The organism is Roseovarius sp. B08 (assembly GCF_051417955.1).
Taxonomy (GTDB): domain Bacteria; phylum Pseudomonadota; class Alphaproteobacteria; order Rhodobacterales; family Rhodobacteraceae; genus Roseovarius.
On record NZ_JBPRLW010000002.1, the window covers coordinates 132,245 to 150,850 of the forward strand.

The following is an 18,606-nucleotide window of genomic DNA, read 5'->3' on the forward strand; positions in this document are numbered from 1 at the left end:
CCAAGCGCTCAAATCGCTAGAAGCTTAGTAGACACAATCTCTTGGCCAAACCACCTTTCGTTTTGTCACGTTTTTGGCCGCTCCACGAAGAGCAGACGTTGGCACACCGTGCAGCGTCATGCAAACTGGGCTCATTGCCGACATTTTCTGCGCTGCCGCAGCAGTTCGCAGTCATCTGCACCACGAAATGCAAAGGGTCGGGACTTGATGGCACTGTTTTCAATGGGGATCTCGAGCGCCGCGACAAGAAAGCCACTTCCGTCGGAAGACGCCATGCTACTCGGCAAAGAGCGCCGACTTTAAAAAAGTTTGAAAAAATTTTTCCTGCTCCTTTGGCAAATATCCATGTCTCTTTCGTGAGCGATGTTGCTCACGGCTGATATGGAGAACCAGAATGGATACCTGCCTTTACCAGAGTAGCGAGATGGCGGCCTTTTTTGGGCTGAACACGGACAAGGTGTTGGACGAAGCTACTGACTACCTGCTGGGACAATTTTCCGAGCAAGATCTTAAGAGGATATTTACAGAAGAAGGGCTAATCGAGATCGACGTTCGTTGTTCCGCATGGTCGACGAGGGAAGACTCTCAAGGTTTTTTCCTTGAGGTATCGAAAGACTTCATCCCTGGAGGAGACCACTCGATAAAGGTTGGGTGTGAAATTCTTGAAGACATCGTTGTTCCAGCGGCGTATATCGTAAAGTTTCGTTGCTTTCGCGAGTTTCTGATCGAGGCAATCGAGGGGTACGAGATGTGTATGGAGGACGCGTTTTGCGAGGACAACCGAGATCTCTACGGTTCAAGACCAGGGGAAGACTAGCAAAGCGGGAGTTGCGATTTCCGCGGAATTGAAAAGTGACCCTCTGGCTTGCGATGCATAGGCAGGCGTCGCACTGATCTTTTCAGTCAGCACAGGTTCAATGCTTGAATTGGCCGATCGAGGTCGATGCCAAATCGTACACGGCGCATCTTGTGCCGAGCGCGCACGTCGGGCCGGCGCAATGACGGGGATTGGGGGCACAACTGTGCCAAGAATGGTTAAGTTGACAGAGACGCAGGCCGGACGCCCTGTCCGTGACCGACAGCGCATCCCTTCGGTCTCGTGCTTCCCGAAATCCAAGGATTCGTCGCTTCCCCGGACCCCGGAGACCAATCTGGCCTCCGGGGTGCTTTGCCTCAGTTGCATAGTTCAGGATACGACGTGAGCGTTCCCACGCATCAGCTTGCCCACGATGTCCCGATCCTTGATTTCATTGGCTCCAAGCCACTCGTGAACGTGTCGCAGCTCTTCATCTCCGTCGTACTTGCTGGAAATCAAGCTCAGTAACCACGTCATCCGCGCCATCAACAACTTCGGCAGATGTCCCGTGACCGGCATCCCGTGCGCGAGCAGCTCGAAACGCTGGTCGCAAAGCGAAACCCTGACACGCCTGGAGAACACGAACCGCGTGGGTCGGCTCAAGCCACACGCGTTGAGATCATGATTGACTCGCAACTCATAGCCCGTATTGGCGCGCGTCCAACGCGATGTTCCGTAAACGATCAGCGCGCTCTCCGTCTCAGGGTCGACCTCCGCGACAAGACAAGGCCGCGCGTTCGGAAGAGGGCCCGACACACCCTCTTCCCGTTCGTCGAGATAGGGGAAGCGGAACGACACGATATCGCCCGGGATCAAGTCATGGCGCGCAAGGCCGTTCTGCCGGCGCGGCATACGGCAGTGGAGTGTCTTGCCTCGAGACGACGTATAGCTGGACCAAGTGCTGGCAATACTGCGTGCCAAGTGGAATCGTTGCGTCTGCAGGTTTGATGAGGCGGATGCGAAAACAGTCATAGAGTTCTCCTGGGGGTTGGAATGAACCACCCTCAAAGATGCGCAGCGGCGACCCCGGGTGGCACGAGCCACACCCGGGGTCGATCGCCAAAGCATCGACGCAGAAGCGCAATTATCATTCTCCGCGCGCTCTTACCGCGCAGCGGTCAAGCTCAATACATGATGGGAAGGAACGAATATCTATCTAATATCAGACAATTAGCTATTTTTTGCACGGCGCGTTCTTGAAGGTGTCAGACGCACTTTTGTCGGCCGCGCAAGGTAACGCGCGAGTGGAACACCCCGCGTTTTGCTGCAATGGTGCCTGAGTGCCGCGACGAACTTCAGACGACGTCCTGCTATGCGTGCCGCGTACGCGCGGCGCCCGCGCTGAAGGCCCGAGGGCCGCGGCAGATCACCATTCATTCGCCGGTTCAGCAATGCCAGTCGCAACGGACCGCCGCTTCGCGCGGAAACCAAGACATCTTCCATCAATCGATCGACATCGTCCGGCTTCTGTCCGCGCAAGACTGTTTCGATGTAGTCCGCCGACAACTGGTCAAGTCTCTCGACAAGCCGCGCGTTCTCGTCGGCTTTCCGACGCCGACGTCGTTCAATGAACTCAGCGTCGGCGTTTTCCAGTGCCAGGCGTGCCGAACGGGCTTTCGCGCAGGCACGACTGCAGAAAAGCTTGTTGCTGCGTGTTTTGACGAATCCTACCGCGCAGCCCGGGCATTCAACTCGAGCACCAACCGGTGCTGAGCGCCCAACACCAGGATCCGAATGTCGTTCAGGTTTCTTTTTCATATGGCGTTGGAAACATCGGAATCTGGCGAAAATTTGAAGCAAGCGATCAGAGCCGGATTTTCGATGTTTCCGCAGGGTCGTGGAGTGGCACTGCTCTTAAGAAAAGTTTTCGATTATTCTTCCGATCTTTTGGAAGCGCTCCGATTTCATGTTCAGCCGATGCAATCACGGCGATACCAACTCTGAACATGAAAGAACCAAACGATGCGCATCAAACTTTCTGAAACGAACAAGACCAAGATCCAAACGGCTTTGGACCAGGTGAACAAACGTGCCACGGCCTTTACCGTGACAAACCCTGACGTTCTCGGGGACTATGCCGCGCGCGCCGAAGAAAAGCTCAAGGGTATTCTGCCGAAGGCAGGATGGAAAGGGGCCCGGGTCGAATGCCGGCCCGCTGGCCCCTCTGCAAGCTCTTATGGCTATCCTGCGAAGTCTACAGACCTGATTCTTGAGCGCGGAGCCCGGGATTGGTTCCTGGTGCAGGTGACGGAAGCACATGTTAGGTCCGGCGATCGCAGCATCTGCGATGTATGCCTGTCACCTTGTCAGACCATTGCCGCTGAACTCTATGCCGCGAAAAAGCTGCGGGCGGACTTCAGAGTCCAAGACATGCCGTTGAATGCCTCCGCGCACGAGCGCGCAAAAATTGAGATTGATGCACGCAAAATCGCGGGTGTTTCCTGAGCTCGGTTTACCGTCTCAATCGCCTTTCCCAAATAGTAGCGCTCTGCCTTCGCCTCCCCCGGTGCGGGCGGAGCGCTAATTGCCGACTCGAATGTCTTGGTTCTTTGCCGCCTCAAGTGGTTTCGCAATGCTGCGAAAGGGTGATCGATGCAAGTCGTCGACACCATAGTTGCCCAAAATACGACAGGTTTAAGTCGGTGAACCGAAGACAAACGTCGGAACAGATCTCGAGAATAGCAGCAAGGACCCGAATTGCTGACCTTCAACCGTTTTGCGGCGAAGGTCTGGTTCGAGCCCATTTTACCGAATGCTGCGCTGCGGATGAATGGCTGCTCCGGGAGAACCGCATTGGTGAAGAGCGCCTTCATGCCGCAGAAGAAATTCCTTCACCGGAAGGCTGCCGCCGAACCCTGTCAGTGAGCCGTTCGCACCGATCACGCGATGGCAAGGCAGGATGATTGGTATGGGATTGTTGCCGTTTGCGGCTCCGATGGCACGGCTGGCCTTTGGGCGGCCAAGGGCCTCGGCGATCTGGCCGTAGCTTCGCGTTTCGCCGAACGGGATACCGGCAAGATATTTCCAGACGCTGTTCTGAAACGCTGTGCCGCCTAAGTGAAGGGGCAGATCGAATTGGCGCAGGTCACCGGCGAAATACGCATCGAGTTGCCGCCTGACTTCTTGAAATGGCGCATCGATGCGCTGCCAGTTCGGTTGCGGGCCGAACGCCTTGTGGCCCGTCGGGAAGCTCAGGAAATGCAACGCCTCGTCGGTGCCCGCGACCAAAAGAGGCCCGACCGGGCTCTTGATATGGGTGTAACACAGCTCGGTCATGGCTTCGGCCTTCGGATCACGGATGGCGGACGGCCATAGAGCTTCAGAAAGGCCGCGTTGAACCGCCGGACGCTGCCAAAGCCTGCCTTGAACGCGATTTCCGTGATGGGAAGCGCGGTTTCATCCAGCAGGCGTTTGGCGCGCCCAATGCGCAGGGTCTGGGCGGTCTGAAGCGGCGATGCCCCGACATGGGTTTCGAACAGGCGCGACAGGTGCCGCGTGCCGACACCAAGACGGTCGGCCAGTTCCTCGACCGTGCCGGTATCCAGAGCGCCCGCCTCGATCAGTTTCAGCGCCCGCTCCACGGTCGTCCGTGTGCCGTTCCACGCCGCGCAGAAAGGGGCCGTTTCCGGCCGGCATCTGAGGCAGGGGCGATAGCCGGCCCGCTCGGCCGCTGCCGCGGTCGGGTAATAGCTGACATTCTTCGTCAGCGGGTGTTTCACCGGGCAGACCGGACGGCAGTAAATTTTCGTCGTGCGGACAGCCGTAAAGAACTTCCCGTCGAAGGCGGGGTCGCGCCTCAGTCGCGCCGCGTTGCAGGTCTCGAAATCCAGCATGGCAGAAGTCTAGCTGCCGGATCGGCGTGGTGCGAGGCCGTTCAGGTGATGACGTCCGAAAATGGCCAGTTTTGGAGAACGCATGGCTGTAGGTCTCTGACAAATCTCTGATTCACGGACACCGGCTATGCGCATGACAGTGCAGGATTGGGCGCTGCTCTTCCTTCTCTCGCTCCTCTGGGGAGGATCATTCTTTTTCGCTGCAGTTGCGGTTCGGGAGGTGCCTCCACTGACGGTCGTGGCACTGCGCACTGGCATTGCCGCACTGACGCTGATCGTGATTCTGAAGATGCGCCGCGAAGCCTTGCCTTTCGCCAAGGAGGTTATGGCGGCCTTCTTTGTCATGGGTTTGTTGAACAATCTGCTTCCGTTCAGTCTGCTGTTCTGGGCGCAGACGATGATCCCGAGTGGTCTTGCTTCGATCCTCAACGCCACCACGCCAATCTTTTCAATCATCGTTGCGCATTTCCTGCTGGCAGATGAGCGCATGGCGGCGAACAAGGCTATCGGCATCCTGTTCGGCTTTCTGGGCGTGATTGTTCTGCTGGGGGGCGACGTTCTCAATGGGGCCAGCATAGCGTCTCTGGGGATGCTCGCCTGTTTGGGAGCGGCCTTGTCCTATGGCTTCGCCGGGGTCTATGGGCGCAGATTCAAGGCGATGGACCTGAGCGTACCGCAGGTCGCGTTCGGCCAGCTTGTTGCAACGACCCTCATGATGGTTCCGATCATGTCGGCCGTTGACCGGCCCTGGGCTTCGTCTGCGCCAAGCCTGCCTGTAATCGCATCGATTCTGGCACTGGCCATCGTTTCGACTGCGCTGGCTTATGTGATCTTCTTTCGCATCCTCGCGTCGGCCGGGGCGGTGAATGTCGCGCTGGTGACGCTTCTGGTCCCGGTCAGCGCCATATTGCTTGGCACGCTCATTCTCGGGGAGCAACTCGCGTTGCGGCACTATGCCGGAATGGGCCTGATTGGCGTCGGGTTGCTGGCGATCGACGGACGTATCGTTGATCGACTTAGCAAGAACGGCGAGGCGGGGACGCGGACCTGACCAGCCATTCGGGTTCTGATTGTGAAAGGCAGCTCCGTCCGCTGAGCAAGCGTTGGCAGCTAATGACCGGAATGAGCCCACACCTACCGTTATTGTTTAGGTAGACGATAGACCTCAACCTCGCGTTCACAGGTTGGATCAATCGTTTGTCGGTCAAAAATCATGCCGAGCTTTTGCATGATGCGCGCCGACGCGCCGTTCTCGAGCTGGTAAATGCTCACGATATCGGTGATGCCCAGTTCGTTGACGCCGAATGAAAGAGCGGCAGCCGCTGCTTCGCTTGCGAAGCCTTTCCCCCAACTCGGCTTAGAAAACCTCCAACCGATTTCGACGGAGGGGAGCACTTCGGGTAAGAAGTCCGGCCAAGACAACCCTGTGAAGCCGATCAGGTCACCGGTTTGCTTGGATTCGACAGCAAACAACCCAAAGCCCCGCTCGTTCCACTCTTTCTTGAAGGACGCGATGTATCGTGCCGCGTCGTCCGCGGTTCGCGTTTTCCCATTTCCGATGTAGCGCATGACGTCGGGGTCAGCGCACATTGCCGCAAATGGTGCGTGATCATCAGGCTTCCAGCCTCGCAGCAGTAGTCGTTCGGTATTGATCGTGCGCTGTAACATGGCGCTCTTTAAGCACATTGCCCAATGGCAGCAAAGTCCCGCATTGCAGCCATCGATGAAATCTGCGGCTAATAACCGGTTTGAGCCCAAAGTTCCAAATGCTGCGCCACGAACGAATGGCCGCTTCAACGGCATTCTGCAATACTATCAATCAACGCGTGTCTGACGTTGCGAGCCTTAGCCCGGCATAGAGAAAAAAGCATCCGATGGTCGCTTCAACCCAACTCCGAAACCTCTTGTAGGCTCTGCGAAGCGGTTCGGACGAAAGAAGAAGCGCATACCCGCCATGACCGACAAACGAAATCACGAATGCACCTGCGATGAAAAGCACCGTGGCCGAGGCGGGCGCGTTTCCCACACCGCCGACACTCGCAACGGCCAGCCAGAAGAAGATGGCTTTCGGGTTCGAAAGCTGGAGAACGAACCCCGTCAGGCCCTTCCGCAAGGCACTTCGGGGCGTAGTGTTCAGTTGACCCAGCGGAGGTTTGACCGCGACGGTTCTAAACGCCTTGTATGCAAGCCAGACGAGGTAGGCGGCCCCCAGATATCGAACGGCTGTCACCAATTGGGCCGTCTCAGCCAGTATGACGGCCAAGCCAAGAACCGTGGCAGAAGACAGGATGATCGACGCGCAGGCGATACCTACCGAACGCGGTGATCATTGAAGCCAGCCGTCCCTGGCTCATGGCGACACCGAGAATGAGCATGATGCCCGGCCCCGGCGAAATCACCCCCATGAACTGGATTGACCAGGCAAGTGCAAGCTGGGGAAGATATTCCGTCATCAGCCGCCCGAGAGCCGTTGACGATAAACCGCAGGTGTCATGCCGGTCTGCGTCTTGAATGCGCGGGTCAGGTGGCTCTGGCAGGAAAAGCCGCAGGCCGCCGCTATGTCGGAGATGCTCCCGCTGCCGCTCAATCCGGCTTTCGCCGCTTCAATCCTTCGCATCACGACCCATTTGTGCGGAGACGTGCCGCGTGAGGCACGGAACATCCGGTGGAAGTGGAACTCTGACAGCCCCGCCTCCGCTGCAAGATCGGAAAGCCTTATGGAAGCCGCGAGGTTCGCATCGATCCATTCGTCTGTCCGCCTCAGTTGACGGGCAGTAAGACCGCCTTGCAGCGCCTTAGGGCCTTGCGGCAGGCGATAGATCAATTCTGCAACTGCCCCGTCCGCTGACAAAGGATCATTGGTGTCGGCGGCGTACGCCAATTGGGCAAGCGGGGCCGTCATGGCGGGTACTGCGTCATACATGATCTCGGTAACGTCGAAATATCTGGCGTCGCGATCATGGATACGGGAAAACCACGCGCGCAGCAGCTCATCCGGCAGGACCAGATGCAGGAACCGGAACGGGGTCGTGATTTCCCAATCGGAGGTCTGCCCTTCCGGCAGTACACAAATCGCGCCCGGCCAGCCAGCTATGCCACCGGCGTCCAGCCTTCGCGTCCCCGTGCCACCCCTCAGATACAGGCTGAAGGTGTGGCCTTTGGGCTTGTCATAGTAAATTCGGTCGCTGCGGTTCTCCCAAATGGTCACGGTCCGGCCTGCACCCAGATCGAGCCGAGCGTGCGCCTGAGCGGTTGGTGATCGCTCCAGATAGTCTGAAACCGTTGGAAACATAAGCTCTTATAGCCGCTTTTCCGGCCTGGCCAAAGTAGCAAGACCGGGCAGCCCGCGGAAAACCGCAAGATCGTGCAAGCCCGGCACCCCCGTCCGCTGGTATTGCCCGCACGGGAGGTGCGGGTCTTGAACAGCGTAGTCTTGTTTGCCGTCACGGTTCTGATCTGGGGAACGAGCTGGATCGCAATCGCTTTGCAGATCGGCCCGGTGCCGGTCAGCGTTTCGGTCTTCTATCGGATCGCGCTCGCAGCGATTCTCCTGCTGGTGGCGCTGGCCGCGACCCGGCGTCTCAGATTTCCTGCGCAATGGCGGTTCGTGGTTCTTCAGGCGATTTGCCTGTTCAGCCTGAACTTTGTGGCGCTCTACAACGCCGCGGCCCTGATCCCTTCCGGGCTGCTCTCGGTCGTGTTCTCTTTGGCATCCATCTTCAACGCGCTGAACGCCCGAGTGTTCTTCGGTGAAAAGATCACGCTCCGTGTCGTTCTGGCGGGCTGTCTGGGAGTGTCCGGTCTTGTGCTGCTGTTCTGGGACAGTCTGGCCGTCTCGTTCAATCCGGACACGTTGCGTGGCGTAGGTTGGGCGTTGATGGGCACCATGATTTTTTCCTGGGGCAACATGGCGTCCCGTCGAAACAGCGCGTCAGGAACAACCCCGATCATTGCCAACGCATGGGGCATGGGGATCGGCGCGGGTGTTTTGCTCGCCCTGACGCTCGCGACACGCCAGCACTTGGTTGTACCGACCGACCCGACCTACCTCGCCGCCCTGCTGTATCTGGCCGTGTTCGCTTCTGGCATCGGGTTCACGACCTATCTCATGCTTGTCTCGCAGATCGGTTCGGCACAGGCGGGCTATGCCACCGTGATTTTCCCAGTCGTCGCCCTGGTGATTTCCACCTTCTTCGAGGGCTATGAGTGGACCGTCACTGCGGTCCTCGGTGTTGCCCTGGCTCTGTTGGGAAATGCCGTGATGTTCGGCAGGTTCGGCCGCAATCGAGCTGGGAAAATCGATAAGCTGACATAGAGAACCAGCCATCGAACAGCAGCTTCTCTAATCGGGCGTTTGGGTCAAGTTCATTTCATCGTTTCATTTCCGTGTTGTTGGGATCAGGTCTCTCATCCGGGTCAAGCTTCTCTTCGCAGTCATTGTTGGTCCGGTTCGGTTGGGCCGCTGCATGCATGTGTCGGATCGGTCGCGGAGCGCCCAGCTTAGTCTCGCGCTTCGAGTGGCGCAGCAGCCATTTTCGGCGTCTTCCGCTGACCTCGTCCGGTGAGGGACGATCCCGTCGTTGATCGTTGGAGGTTCAATTCATGCGGCACCCTCCAAAGGTCTTTGACGGAACTCGGTGTTGTCGGCCCATATACGGTGCATCACGACGGCAAGCTTCCTGGCGACCGCGACGACAGCACGCCGACGACCTTTCCGGCGCATCAAGCGCAGGCCCCAAGATTTGATCTCTGAGCTGGCAACCGATCGCATCATCATCGCGTTCGCGGCTGCGTAGAGCGCGGATCGAACGTCGGCATCACCAGCCTTTGAGATGCGGCCGGGGTTGTCCATCTCCCCGGACTGGTAGCGCCTCGGCGTCAGGCCAAAGTGCGCGGCAACCGTTCTTGAACTGGTGAAGCGCTTGGGATCATCCACCGCTGCTTTAAATGTCAGAGCTGCAATCGGCCCGACGCCGGGGATCGCCATAAAGCGCAGGCAGGTCTCATCATTGCTGGCGACCCGCTTCACGCGTCGATCCAGTTCCCGGTACGTGGAAAAGAGCACCGCTCGCGCATCCAACAGCGGCAGCAAGGCATGTGACAGGTCTGGGTCTGCTTCGATGATGGGACGCACCTTTTCATCGAAAGACGCCTGGTCGATACGAGATGGAAGGCGCACTCCGAAGATCCTGAACAGCCCACGGATCTCGTTTGCCAGATCAATGCATTTTCGCTGGACTGCTTTGCGGCTGCTCAGCAGCGCACGCACGGCGTGAGCCTTCCGGCTCTTCATATGGACAGGGTTGAACCAGCCAGAACGAAGTACGTTGGCGATCCCCCGTGCATCTGTTTTATCGGTCTTGTTGCGCATGGCCGAAAGCGCCGCATTCACCTGACGTGCTTCCATGCAGACCACGTTGAAGCCAGCGGCCTGCAGCCCGAAAAACAGGTGCTGACTCATCGCACCAGCTTCGAACCCGATCCGAAGATCACTGGCGGGGAAGACAGAAAGACAGCCGCTGATGTCATCAATCTCGCAAGCGACCGCGCGCTCAAGTACGGTTCCACCTTCGGAATCAATCACACAGACAGCCACTGACCGCAGCGATACGTCCAATCCAACATAGTATTTCATCTTGTTCTCCTCAGATTGCAGAAATCACTGCAACTCTATCGAGAACCCAACCCATCCATCAGGCCAGCCCGATTACCCATGCTTCGTCCCGCTGTGCCGTCGCTCTTACAACCAGCGGCAAAGGTCTGGATTGATCCCAAGTCGCGCGATGCTGCAACGTGAATGAATGCCCGCCCAGGCGACTACTAACACCTATTGGAAAGCAAGGTTTGTTTCTGCTCGCAATTCTGCAGGTTTGATATGAAGTCGTTTTTAACGAGTAGGGTCTGAAAATCCTATAATACAGAGTCAGAAAAATGTGACCCTGAGAATCAGAATTGGACTCGAAATGCATTCTGCCGTCGCGCATCTTCAGTGAGCAGATACGACGGAGAATTCGATGATACATTCTGAACATAGCCAGACTCGTGCTTCCCAACGCGGTGTAACGGCCCGCTTTGTCGAGCACATTCTTATTCACGCAGATGTCGAGCACCCCATCGGAGACAACTGTACTTTATTGCGTGTGAGCCGTCGGCGCTCTGCGCGGCTGAACATCGACGACCGGCTTGGCCGCTACGCGATCATCTGGAGCGAAGATACCGCACGGATCGTTACAGTCATGCCGCTCCATGATGGGCCCGCAGGTCGCCGCTACCGGCGCAAAAACTGAAGAGGCGCATTATGGAATCTCAAACGAACAAAGCCGAGGCCCGCGAGGCACTGCGCTCCGCAGAGGTCGAAAAGCTTCGTCAATTTGAACAAGAGGCAGTCCGCTCCGGAACAAAACTCGGTCCGAGGGACCGGCTCAAGGCCGCGTTTCACCTGACACGGGCCTGGAACGAAGCGAACAAGGCAGGATTGCGTAAGGCAGATTTTCAGGATGGCGTTTTTGCCCGCCTTCAGAGGACGCACGGGAAGCGCCAGGAGTTTCGCCTGACAAACTGGGCCCTGCGACGCAGCGAGGATCCGTTTCAGCAAGATCTGACGGACGCATATGAAAGAAAGAGCACGCCTCAGAAGGCGCTGGAACAATACCTCGTGGGGGTCACTGTCGCCGCAGAGTATTGCGAAGTGGACCCGGACGATTGGAAGCTCGACATGATGCGCGATCTTTCTGTCTGGTCACGACCAACAGTACGACCGGATGTTGCGCCGCAAGATGACCGGCCCGCCGAAACCCTCGCGATATTGCTCAATGCACTTTGCGAAAACCTGGCTCGCAAGAACCAGTTGGGTGCCACTTTCGACGCCGTTCAGCGCATGAGCTGTCGGTGGGAGATGTTCGAGGAGCGGCTGGTCCCAGTCACAAACGACACGATCTGCATGGAGGCGATCAACAGCCCGATCAGCCCTGTCTGCGAGGAAAGCCTCTATTTCGAAGAAATGTTTCCCTTCCCGTCAATTCCGCTGCTTCACGTTCCCTATCTTGTAGGGGAGGCCGAGTTCGCCTTGGCACCTGAAGCAATGCTGCGACAGGAAGATGCGAGGCGCATTGCTGATGGCGATCATCCGGATGTCGGAGCGGCAATGTGGGGCCATCACTACAATGTTCCGGAAAACGCGCCCGGCATGCGCAAGGTGGATGGAAAACTCATCTGGTCGCGTGAACTCCGGCTCTGCCTTGTGCCCGATGGCCATGGGGGCTTTGCCCCAGCGATCGAATCCCGCCCGAGGGTCGAGGTCGAGTTCCAAGAGGAGTCTCCCTTCGCAGGTCGGCACCATGTCATCGGTGGATATGAACCTGACCTACAGCGTGGGCTGTTCTATGCTCGTGCCGAGGATGGTGGGCAAGTCTGGCCGCATATTTGCGACCCGAATGGCATGCTCTGGCGGTTGCGTCTCGTGCTGCAGAACGAAGACGAAAGTTGGTTGGGTCGCTTTGTAGAGCGAGACCCGGAAACCACCGGTTGGTGCTTCGATCCAGATCCGATCCGCCACCCTGGAGACTGGTCCAGCGAGCCTTGGTATCTATCCTACACCCCGGCAACGGCGCCCTATCTGCGTCACTGGTTTACCCAGGACTGGCGTCTCGGAATTGAACCAGGCGTGTGTCCGTGGAACCGTTTGAACTTTGAAACGGACAATCTGGAAGGCAAATGGAACCGCAAGCTTCCGCCGATTCATGAGTTGAATTTCCCCGATTTCAGCTTCGCGACTTGGATCGAGTGCTGTTTGCACAATGGCTTGATCGAAGAGGCACTTCAGGCCGCCATTGATCGGCTGAAAGACCAAGTTGGGGCCTTGCAGACCGAATGGCACCATGCACGTGAACAACACAGCAATGCGCTACTGAAGCGCTGGAAGGCTGACGAGAAAGAACAGAGAAACTGCTCATGACCCGCATTTGCGAACGCCAGACAGATGCACTTTTTGCCAAAGCCCTGGTCGATAATTCGACCTTTGCCACGACCTTTCTGAACGCCATCGACGGGCGTCTGGCGAACCCGATCATCGATTTGTCCACCCAGATCCGTCACCGGGGCACCGGACACCGCGGCAGTATCGATCTGGAAATCACTCGCGCCGATGGAACGATCCTTCTGGTCGAGAACAAGATCGACGCGGGGTACAGCGTCACCAGCACAGGCAAGCCTCAGCCCGAACGCTACCGCGCCAGCGTGGAGGCCCTCAGGAACCGGAGGCAAAAAGCTGCTTCTGTCTTGCTCGCACCCGATCTTTACTTGGCTGGCACCCGTCATGCGGACGCCTTCGATCATCTCGTCAGCTATGAAGCGCTACGCTGCACTCTGAACGGCGAGGATCTGGCGCTTCTCGATGCGGCCATCGTGCAGGCTGCTACACCTTACGATCCGATTCCAAACGCCAGCAGCGGTGCCTTCCATGCTGATCTTAAAACTTTCGCATCTCTGCATTTCCCCGAGTTGATCATCAAGAAGAACCCGAATGGGAACGGCGTGCGGCCGGCCGGCTCCAATACGATCTATTTCGATGTGCCGCGCACACTGAAGAATTGGTCGCACTTGCCACGCCCGCGCATGTCTCTTCAATGCCGTGACCTCGGCGCGCCGTCAGCTTCGGTCAAGATCATGCTGGGCGGAATGGGTCGTCAGGCAGGTAGTATCGCCGCCCCGCAATCATTGGCCGGAATCGGAGGATACATCCGCCCCGCCGGGCAATCTCTGGGTCTCGTACTCGACACGCCTCAACTCCACATCCAGCAGCCCTTCGACGCGCAAGTCTCGGAAGTTGAAGAGGGGCTGGCGGCCGCTCGCAAACTCACCGCCTGGTGGAATAGCAAAGCTGAAACGTTTCAGATTTGACCAAAGGAAAACCCATGAGCCATATCGAATCCACCATTGCCCGCATTCCATTTATGGACGCGAGAGCGAGAGCAAGACTGCGTAAGAACGCCGAAGATAACTTACAAAAAAAGCCTGAAGATGCCCATCGTGTTCTCCAAGAGCTGGATGCCTTCGAAGATGTCAACTCTCAACCCCAAAACCTCGAAAAGACTGGCCTGCTCGGATGGGAGAAACGTCCGCCGGATTACAAGATATACTCGTTTCGAGCATTTCACGAAGGCCGCGTTGTTGGAACGATATTCAAGCGTGCAAACCACTCAACCACAGAAAAGGACGTTTACTCTGTTGAAATCCTGAGTCAGCAACTTCCTGGGAAATTCCACCACATCAAAGATGCACGCGCCGCAGGTGAATCTGCTTTCGCGGAGCAGAATGCGAGAAACAATCCCCAAAAAATCGGGCGCGCTAATCCCCAGGGCGGATAGTGAGAAAATCCGCCAAATGGAAAACCTTGTCACATTCTTCCTTGTCGTTCTCATCTTGATCTTTCATCGACCGCTCAGCGCAATTCTGGGAGGCCTGTTTGCCATGGCCGTGCTCGGCGTGGTGTTGGTAATTTTCTTCTTTTTCCTTAGGAGCATGTTATTTGGCACATGATGATTCGGGGGGCTTTTACAGGCAACACCGCGAGGGTCAAAAGATGTTTCGCCTTCCAAAAAATATATGAAATTGCCGAACTTCTCGCGAGCAGACATGCGCGCGTTTGCAGCGAATTCATCCTTCGTCCGCACATCCGACATCCGCAACGATGAAACTGCCCTGCAGATTTCCGCAACGGCCTCGGCCAATTCAACACCATATCGCGTTCGCAATTTTCGTGTTTCTTCAAAATATCCGGTAAGGTGATTGCTAGTACGGGTGCTAGATTCACAAACCCGACGCCAGCGGCTCCACCCCAACCATGGCGGCATCATCGACAATAGCATAAGCTCCGTGCTGCAGGGGTCGATTGGCGGATGCCAGCGCTTGTCTCGCGGCGATCCGTCCTCGCCATCCTTCGACAGTTTGAACAGACTTTGAGGACCAAAATGAGATTAATACCAATTATTGCCTGTATCGGCGTCGCGACCGGATCGCTCGCGGATGAGCGGTCGCTGAAGACCGCCATGGGGGAGTGCTTTTACGTCGTGCTCTCGGGGCAACCGGTCGACCGTCGTTTTCCCGACGCGACCCCGATCGACGGCCAGAACGGCGTTGTTCAGGAAGTTCGCGGGGAGACGATTGCGACGGTCTCGGAAGGATCGCGCACCTGCTGGATCTCGGACGCGGCCGTATCCGTTGACCAGGCCGCCGAGATGACAGAAGACATTGCCCGCAGCGGGCGCATCACGGAACTGGAGAAAACAACGGTCGGACGCGGAGAGCCCGCGGTCCGCGGACGCTTCAATGAGACGCCGGTTCTTATTTCCTGGACCTGGGGCCCGCAAGGTGGCGTGCAATATACCGTGCGGGTCGATCCGTAAGGCTGTCACGCGGTGGCAGGTGCCGTGCTTGATCCGCGCCTGAGGTGCTGGTCACCAGCCGGCCCAAAGGCCGGGCATCGCGAACCATGATCAATTGGGAACGTGAGAACCGTTCGGCGGAACGGACCGGGGCGGATTGAACCGCCCCGGTCGCGTAAGCCTTCCCGTACGGCTTCAAGCGCCATAAGCCGCGACGATGAGTTGATCGCCGACAATCGTGAATGGCAACTCACGGCTTCCGGTGACGATCTCGCAAAGGATGCCAGCGCCGTGCAGGAAGGCATCGCGGCGCTCACGGTACGGCATGATATCCGGCGACCCCAACGCGTCGGGCAGGCCTTCCGGTATGTCGCGGAACCGGAGCGTCGAAACCCAACCACCGTTCAGTTCCTCGACATAGAAATCAGAAATCCGGTCGGCCGTGAACGCGTCCGGAAAACCTGTCTCGGGCTGCGTGGTGGGAATGCGTCCGGTCACTTCGAGCGCTTGCATCACGATGTCCAGCAGCGAGAGGCTTGAGCCAGTGCCGGACGCGCTCGCGGATTTCGTTGAATGTTGCATGGTATTGTCCTTTTCCTGATTTCCTGACGGACGACCTTTTCGGCGCCCGGGAATGACGTCGGATCGAATGGACGAGCGGCAAAACCGGATGGACGATTTTCTTGAGCGAAGGATGTTTTTTCCGAAGCCGGATTCACAATCGTTCGCGTTCATTCCTTGGCTGAAGGCTCCGGCGGGATTGAGCGAGCACGGGGGAACGACCCACGCGCCCTGCCCTTTTGTTCAGCAGAGGCTTGGGCAAACACCAGCTCGGACCCGTGGCCAGGCGCTCCTGGCGCTGAGCAGCCCGCACGGTTTCAAGTGCGGGCTGCAAATGATCAAGCTATGCGACCGACGCGCTCACGCTTTTCGGGGAAAAGAGAGAAAGCGCACCCACATTCATGATCTTTTTACGGTTGCGTGCGCTGGCGCATCTTCTCGAGCTCGCGCTGCGCATTCATCAGATCATGCACTGCTTGCAGAGAAGCGTGGAAGCTCAACAGCACGGTAAGCGCGCGTGACATATCTTCGGCCACACACGTCCGATGTGTTTCCGTCCAGGACGGATCCTCGGAAAAACAGTAAGGGTGATCGTCGACGCGTTCGACTTGCGTCGTGCCGTCCGCAATCCGTCGCGAGAGCTTGTTGATGAGAACGTCGAGTTCGACGAGCGTCTCATCGTCGAAGATCTGTCCCGTCTCGATCGCCTTGATCAGCCGTTCCGGCGCTTTGCGCTCCATGCGCGCGAGGTTCGGGACAACATCTTCGCGCAGGGCGGTTGCGCATATGCGCGCATCTGCGAACGCTTCTGCGGCGATGCCCTCGATGTTCTCGAAAGTGACGGGGAGTTGGTTAATCATTGGGGATTTCCTTTTCGAAAGTTGCGTTTGGCGCCGCGCAGGGTGCGGTTCCGCTTCCGGAAACCGTCTCCCTCGCGCCGCCACCGCAGCTCGCTTCACACGCGTCCTGTGCCCAAGGAGGCCGTGGACATGAGTCCCTGAGTCAGAGAATTGATTGGAAATAGGGTCGCGCGACGCGGGAGATAGCTTCCCTTGCTCGCTTTGCTCGAGGGACGGATGAAAGCCAAAATTCCCGGGCAGATTATCAAATGCTTGGGTGCAGGCGATACGGCCAACGATTTTTGCGAGACGCGTGTTTCAATGCGCTGTCCAAATCTCCGGCCGTGGTCTTATCTGGTTGTGCCGCGAATGGTCGTCTGAATGTCCTCTGTGCGAAGCACACAGGCCAACCAGTCCTGAGCGCCAAATTTGCCGTGTCTACTTTTAAATTTCACCCTCCAAGCGACTCGGAGACCGCCTTCAATACAAAGGTCAAACCATGCTGCCCCACGCATGTTGACGCAACGTCAAGCTGTGTCTGATTTCCGGCGGCTGAGCATCGCAGCCAAATCCCTTCCAGCGGTCGAGACCGGCCGTCTCAACATGGCGGGGAGACCCCACGCCAACTTCAGACCCTTGTTTCAGCCTTGGAGGCAACTATGACAAAACCGACACTCTGCACACTCACCCCGCGCCCTCTCCCGAAGAACCTCGAGATCCCTTGGAAACCCTTCATCACCTTGCTCGGCAGCCCATCTCAGGCGCCAGACCGGACCCTCATCGGCGTTGATCTGGGTCATCTACGTAGAGCCAGCGGCAGACCACCCGTTACAGAAACATGCGCGTACTTTTTCAAGGAAAACGACCTCTGCCGTGCTCACATCCTGGAGATCCCCGAGAAGGAACGCTCCAAATGCGATCTGATTTCCACGGTCGTGGACCGTCGCGGCGACCAGTTCGCGTCCTCGTTCGACGCGCTCGACTGGCCGGAGCTCCAAACGTCCACCCTCATCTTCCGTGATTTCACCTTCGTCTACGGTTATCGGAGAATGGGCTCGGGCGATTGCTACGAACTCATTCCAGAGTCCCGGCTGTTCCTTCACGGCGAATGCACCGATCGGGATCTTGAGCAACTGAGGCCCGAGATCGAAATGGGCCTCGAGGGGCTGTCGGATGCCCATTCGGATTTCCACGACACCCGTTTCGAAATACGTCTCGACGACTCTGCCTGGGCCGAAACCTGAGCTGACGTGCGGGGCCGGGTTTGAAGCCCGGCCTTCACGCGACGGCGCACGACGGCTCGAATGAGAGCCACCGAACTTGACCTGCCGTCATCATCAATCGGGTTCCCGAAGAACCGGGACCGGTACCACTTCCTGTTCAGCAGGCGCCAGGAGCCGTTTTGAAACCGGAGGCACGTCTTCGGTTCGACCCATGACCTGCGATCCGACGGACAACACGCGAGAGAAGACTGCTTCGCTCGGCGATGAACAAGCCCGAACCATGACTTACGAGAGAACTTTACAATGACTTTGCTGCCCGTCCATCCCGTCCAACGCCTCTACGAAGATCATACCCTTGAGGTGATCGAGGATCTGATAGGGGGAGGCCCGTTCGATCAAGCAAGTGACGCAATCGCCCGCCAGCATCTCGACCCGGAGACCTGGAGATCCATGCACAAGGGGTCCCTGAGCATGACTTCAACCATCGAGACCGAGAAATGCTGGGCATTCGCCCGCGCGATTGCATACGATCGCTACCTTCCCACGGTCGTCCTGCCTCGCGCCCGGAACATGCTGCAGTCAGGCCAGATCCATGGTCCTATCGAGGTGGTGTATTTTCCCGACGCGATCGGCATCATGAACCAAAGCCTCAAAGTAAAGCTCGATGGGACCGCCAAAGCGACGATGTGTCTTGTGACGCGAGATATTCATCGCACGCAGGACTTTTTCGTTCGCAAAGATCCGTTCGACAGAACAGTGCGGCGCTGGCTCGATTACCTGCACGCCGAGTCCGTGCCGTGCGACGGCCTGAAACTGCCCCGGGTTGAGCATCTTGCGCGCAGCGCAACGGCCACACCGCTCGACCTCACGCCAGACAGACATTGAACGAAAAGGCCGCCGCAACGGCCAAGA

23 protein-coding genes are annotated in these 18,606 nt (G+C 57.6%); 13 read left to right on the top strand and 10 right to left on the bottom strand.

Going from position 1 to position 18,606, the window contains the following annotated elements:
* The first annotated feature begins 98 nt into the window (after positions 1 to 98).
* Entirely contained in the window at positions 99 to 380 is a 282-nt protein-coding gene (locus ACSQ76_RS21915; protein WP_437158320.1) for a hypothetical protein, read from the top strand.
* A gap of 14 nt (positions 381 to 394) precedes the next feature.
* Positions 395 to 817: a hypothetical protein gene (locus ACSQ76_RS21920; RefSeq protein WP_437158321.1), complete on the top strand. Its 423-nt coding sequence runs from the start codon at positions 395 to 397 to the stop codon at positions 815 to 817.
* A gap of 369 nt (positions 818 to 1,186) precedes the next feature.
* On the opposite strand, the gene ACSQ76_RS21925 is transcribed toward ACSQ76_RS21920, so the two are convergent.
* The gene (locus ACSQ76_RS21925; protein WP_437158322.1) at positions 1,187 to 1,828 is read right to left on the bottom strand and encodes a hypothetical protein; all 642 of its coding nucleotides are present in this window, start codon (positions 1,826 to 1,828) and stop codon (positions 1,187 to 1,189) included.
* A gap of 297 nt (positions 1,829 to 2,125) precedes the next feature.
* Between ACSQ76_RS21925 and ACSQ76_RS21930 the strand changes: the two genes are divergently transcribed.
* Both ACSQ76_RS21930 and ACSQ76_RS21935 read left to right on the top strand, forming a co-directional pair.
* Complete coding sequence (locus tag ACSQ76_RS21930; protein ID WP_437158323.1) at positions 2,126 to 2,569, top strand: hypothetical protein; 444 nt, start codon at positions 2,126 to 2,128, stop codon at positions 2,567 to 2,569.
* 249 nt (positions 2,570 to 2,818) lie between these two features.
* Positions 2,819 to 3,301: a hypothetical protein gene (locus ACSQ76_RS21935; protein ID WP_437158324.1), complete on the top strand. Its 483-nt coding sequence runs from the start codon at positions 2,819 to 2,821 to the stop codon at positions 3,299 to 3,301.
* Positions 3,302 to 3,601: 300 nt separating this feature from the next.
* On the opposite strand, the gene ACSQ76_RS21940 is transcribed toward ACSQ76_RS21935, so the two are convergent.
* Both ACSQ76_RS21940 and ACSQ76_RS21945 read right to left on the bottom strand, forming a co-directional pair.
* The gene (locus ACSQ76_RS21940; protein ID WP_437158325.1) at positions 3,602 to 4,132 is read right to left on the bottom strand and encodes a methylated-DNA--[protein]-cysteine S-methyltransferase; all 531 of its coding nucleotides are present in this window, start codon (positions 4,130 to 4,132) and stop codon (positions 3,602 to 3,604) included.
* Entirely contained in the window at positions 4,129 to 4,689 is a 561-nt protein-coding gene (locus tag ACSQ76_RS21945) for a bifunctional transcriptional activator/DNA repair enzyme AdaA (protein WP_437158326.1), read from the bottom strand. The genes ACSQ76_RS21940 and ACSQ76_RS21945 overlap by 4 nt, the downstream gene beginning before the upstream one ends.
* A gap of 127 nt (positions 4,690 to 4,816) precedes the next feature.
* Here ACSQ76_RS21945 and ACSQ76_RS21950 point away from each other — a divergent pair, with 127 nt between their 5' ends.
* A complete protein-coding gene (locus ACSQ76_RS21950; RefSeq protein ID WP_437158327.1) occupies positions 4,817 to 5,740 on the top strand; it encodes a DMT family transporter in 924 nt (307 codons plus the stop codon).
* Between the two features lie 89 nt (positions 5,741 to 5,829).
* Here ACSQ76_RS21950 and ACSQ76_RS21955 read toward each other — a convergent pair whose 3' ends face one another.
* From ACSQ76_RS21955 to ACSQ76_RS21970, 4 genes are all read right to left on the bottom strand, one after another.
* Positions 5,830 to 6,357, bottom strand: coding sequence for a GNAT family N-acetyltransferase (locus ACSQ76_RS21955; protein ID WP_437158328.1), 528 nt, complete (start codon positions 6,355 to 6,357; stop codon positions 5,830 to 5,832).
* A gap of 151 nt (positions 6,358 to 6,508) precedes the next feature.
* The gene (locus ACSQ76_RS21960; protein ID WP_437158329.1) at positions 6,509 to 6,952 is read right to left on the bottom strand and encodes a LysE family translocator; all 444 of its coding nucleotides are present in this window, start codon (positions 6,950 to 6,952) and stop codon (positions 6,509 to 6,511) included.
* A complete protein-coding gene (locus tag ACSQ76_RS21965) occupies positions 6,933 to 7,142 on the bottom strand; it encodes a hypothetical protein (RefSeq protein ID WP_437158330.1) in 210 nt (69 codons plus the stop codon). The genes ACSQ76_RS21960 and ACSQ76_RS21965 overlap by 20 nt, the downstream gene beginning before the upstream one ends.
* Positions 7,142 to 7,897 carry a helix-turn-helix transcriptional regulator gene (locus tag ACSQ76_RS21970; protein WP_437158331.1) on the bottom strand — a complete coding sequence of 252 codons (756 nt, stop codon included), beginning with the start codon at positions 7,895 to 7,897 and terminating at the stop codon, positions 7,142 to 7,144. The genes ACSQ76_RS21965 and ACSQ76_RS21970 overlap by 1 nt, the downstream gene beginning before the upstream one ends.
* A gap of 210 nt (positions 7,898 to 8,107) precedes the next feature.
* On the opposite strand from ACSQ76_RS21970, the gene ACSQ76_RS21975 reads away from it, so the two are divergent.
* Complete coding sequence (locus ACSQ76_RS21975) at positions 8,108 to 9,004, top strand: DMT family transporter (protein ID WP_437158332.1); 897 nt, start codon at positions 8,108 to 8,110, stop codon at positions 9,002 to 9,004.
* Positions 9,005 to 9,289: 285 nt separating this feature from the next.
* Here ACSQ76_RS21975 and ACSQ76_RS21980 read toward each other — a convergent pair whose 3' ends face one another.
* The gene (locus ACSQ76_RS21980) at positions 9,290 to 10,324 is read right to left on the bottom strand and encodes an IS110 family transposase (RefSeq protein ID WP_437158333.1); all 1,035 of its coding nucleotides are present in this window, start codon (positions 10,322 to 10,324) and stop codon (positions 9,290 to 9,292) included.
* Positions 10,325 to 10,703: 379 nt separating this feature from the next.
* Here ACSQ76_RS21980 and ACSQ76_RS21985 point away from each other — a divergent pair, with 379 nt between their 5' ends.
* From ACSQ76_RS21985 to ACSQ76_RS22005, 5 genes are all read left to right on the top strand, one after another.
* Entirely contained in the window at positions 10,704 to 10,976 is a 273-nt protein-coding gene (locus ACSQ76_RS21985) for a hypothetical protein (RefSeq protein ID WP_437158334.1), read from the top strand.
* Between the two features lie 11 nt (positions 10,977 to 10,987).
* Complete coding sequence (locus ACSQ76_RS21990; protein ID WP_437158335.1) at positions 10,988 to 12,643, top strand: hypothetical protein; 1,656 nt, start codon at positions 10,988 to 10,990, stop codon at positions 12,641 to 12,643.
* A complete protein-coding gene (locus tag ACSQ76_RS21995; RefSeq protein WP_437158336.1) occupies positions 12,640 to 13,587 on the top strand; it encodes a hypothetical protein in 948 nt (315 codons plus the stop codon). The genes ACSQ76_RS21990 and ACSQ76_RS21995 overlap by 4 nt, the downstream gene beginning before the upstream one ends.
* A gap of 14 nt (positions 13,588 to 13,601) precedes the next feature.
* Entirely contained in the window at positions 13,602 to 14,054 is a 453-nt protein-coding gene (locus ACSQ76_RS22000; RefSeq protein WP_437158337.1) for a hypothetical protein, read from the top strand.
* Between the two features lie 531 nt (positions 14,055 to 14,585).
* A complete protein-coding gene (locus ACSQ76_RS22005; RefSeq protein WP_437158338.1) occupies positions 14,586 to 15,092 on the top strand; it encodes a hypothetical protein in 507 nt (168 codons plus the stop codon).
* 174 nt (positions 15,093 to 15,266) lie between these two features.
* Here the strand turns inward: ACSQ76_RS22005 and ACSQ76_RS22010 are convergent, their stop codons facing one another.
* Both ACSQ76_RS22010 and ACSQ76_RS22015 read right to left on the bottom strand, forming a co-directional pair.
* The gene (locus ACSQ76_RS22010) at positions 15,267 to 15,806 is read right to left on the bottom strand and encodes a hypothetical protein (RefSeq protein WP_437158339.1); all 540 of its coding nucleotides are present in this window, start codon (positions 15,804 to 15,806) and stop codon (positions 15,267 to 15,269) included.
* 236 nt (positions 15,807 to 16,042) lie between these two features.
* Entirely contained in the window at positions 16,043 to 16,492 is a 450-nt protein-coding gene (locus tag ACSQ76_RS22015) for a hypothetical protein (protein WP_437158340.1), read from the bottom strand.
* A gap of 638 nt (positions 16,493 to 17,130) precedes the next feature.
* Here ACSQ76_RS22015 and ACSQ76_RS22020 point away from each other — a divergent pair.
* Both ACSQ76_RS22020 and ACSQ76_RS22025 read left to right on the top strand, forming a co-directional pair.
* Positions 17,131 to 17,715 (top strand): hypothetical protein, encoded by a 585-nt coding sequence (locus tag ACSQ76_RS22020; protein ID WP_437158341.1) that lies wholly within the window; start codon positions 17,131 to 17,133, stop codon positions 17,713 to 17,715.
* Between the two features lie 282 nt (positions 17,716 to 17,997).
* Complete coding sequence (locus tag ACSQ76_RS22025) at positions 17,998 to 18,579, top strand: hypothetical protein (RefSeq protein WP_437158342.1); 582 nt, start codon at positions 17,998 to 18,000, stop codon at positions 18,577 to 18,579.
* Positions 18,580 to 18,606: the final 27 nt, after the last annotated feature.

Excerpts from the sequence above, each read along its gene's own strand:
- ACSQ76_RS21920 (WP_437158321.1), top strand. The coding sequence starts at position 395 with ATGGATACCTGCCTTTACCAGAGTAGCGAGATGGCGGCCTTTTTTGGG.
- ACSQ76_RS21925 (WP_437158322.1), bottom strand. The coding sequence starts at position 1,828 with ATGACTGTTTTCGCATCCGCCTCATCAAACCTGCAGACGCAACGATTC.
- ACSQ76_RS21930 (WP_437158323.1), top strand. The coding sequence starts at position 2,126 with ATGGTGCCTGAGTGCCGCGACGAACTTCAGACGACGTCCTGCTATGCG.
- ACSQ76_RS21935 (WP_437158324.1), top strand. The coding sequence starts at position 2,819 with ATGCGCATCAAACTTTCTGAAACGAACAAGACCAAGATCCAAACGGCT.
- ACSQ76_RS21940 (WP_437158325.1), bottom strand. The coding sequence starts at position 4,132 with ATGACCGAGCTGTGTTACACCCATATCAAGAGCCCGGTCGGGCCTCTT.
- ACSQ76_RS21945 (WP_437158326.1), bottom strand. The coding sequence starts at position 4,689 with ATGCTGGATTTCGAGACCTGCAACGCGGCGCGACTGAGGCGCGACCCC.
- ACSQ76_RS21950 (WP_437158327.1), top strand. The coding sequence starts at position 4,817 with ATGCGCATGACAGTGCAGGATTGGGCGCTGCTCTTCCTTCTCTCGCTC.
- ACSQ76_RS21955 (WP_437158328.1), bottom strand. The coding sequence starts at position 6,357 with ATGTTACAGCGCACGATCAATACCGAACGACTACTGCTGCGAGGCTGG.
- ACSQ76_RS21965 (WP_437158330.1), bottom strand. The coding sequence starts at position 7,142 with ATGACGGAATATCTTCCCCAGCTTGCACTTGCCTGGTCAATCCAGTTC.
- ACSQ76_RS21980 (WP_437158333.1), bottom strand. The coding sequence starts at position 10,324 with ATGAAATACTATGTTGGATTGGACGTATCGCTGCGGTCAGTGGCTGTC.
- ACSQ76_RS21985 (WP_437158334.1), top strand. The coding sequence starts at position 10,704 with ATGATACATTCTGAACATAGCCAGACTCGTGCTTCCCAACGCGGTGTA.
- ACSQ76_RS21990 (WP_437158335.1), top strand. The coding sequence starts at position 10,988 with ATGGAATCTCAAACGAACAAAGCCGAGGCCCGCGAGGCACTGCGCTCC.
- ACSQ76_RS21995 (WP_437158336.1), top strand. The coding sequence starts at position 12,640 with ATGACCCGCATTTGCGAACGCCAGACAGATGCACTTTTTGCCAAAGCC.
- ACSQ76_RS22000 (WP_437158337.1), top strand. The coding sequence starts at position 13,602 with ATGAGCCATATCGAATCCACCATTGCCCGCATTCCATTTATGGACGCG.
- ACSQ76_RS22005 (WP_437158338.1), top strand. The coding sequence starts at position 14,586 with ATGCCAGCGCTTGTCTCGCGGCGATCCGTCCTCGCCATCCTTCGACAG.
- ACSQ76_RS22010 (WP_437158339.1), bottom strand. The coding sequence starts at position 15,806 with ATGAACGCGAACGATTGTGAATCCGGCTTCGGAAAAAACATCCTTCGC.
- ACSQ76_RS22015 (WP_437158340.1), bottom strand. The coding sequence starts at position 16,492 with ATGATTAACCAACTCCCCGTCACTTTCGAGAACATCGAGGGCATCGCC.
- ACSQ76_RS22020 (WP_437158341.1), top strand. The coding sequence starts at position 17,131 with ATGACAAAACCGACACTCTGCACACTCACCCCGCGCCCTCTCCCGAAG.
- ACSQ76_RS22025 (WP_437158342.1), top strand. The coding sequence starts at position 17,998 with ATGACTTTGCTGCCCGTCCATCCCGTCCAACGCCTCTACGAAGATCAT.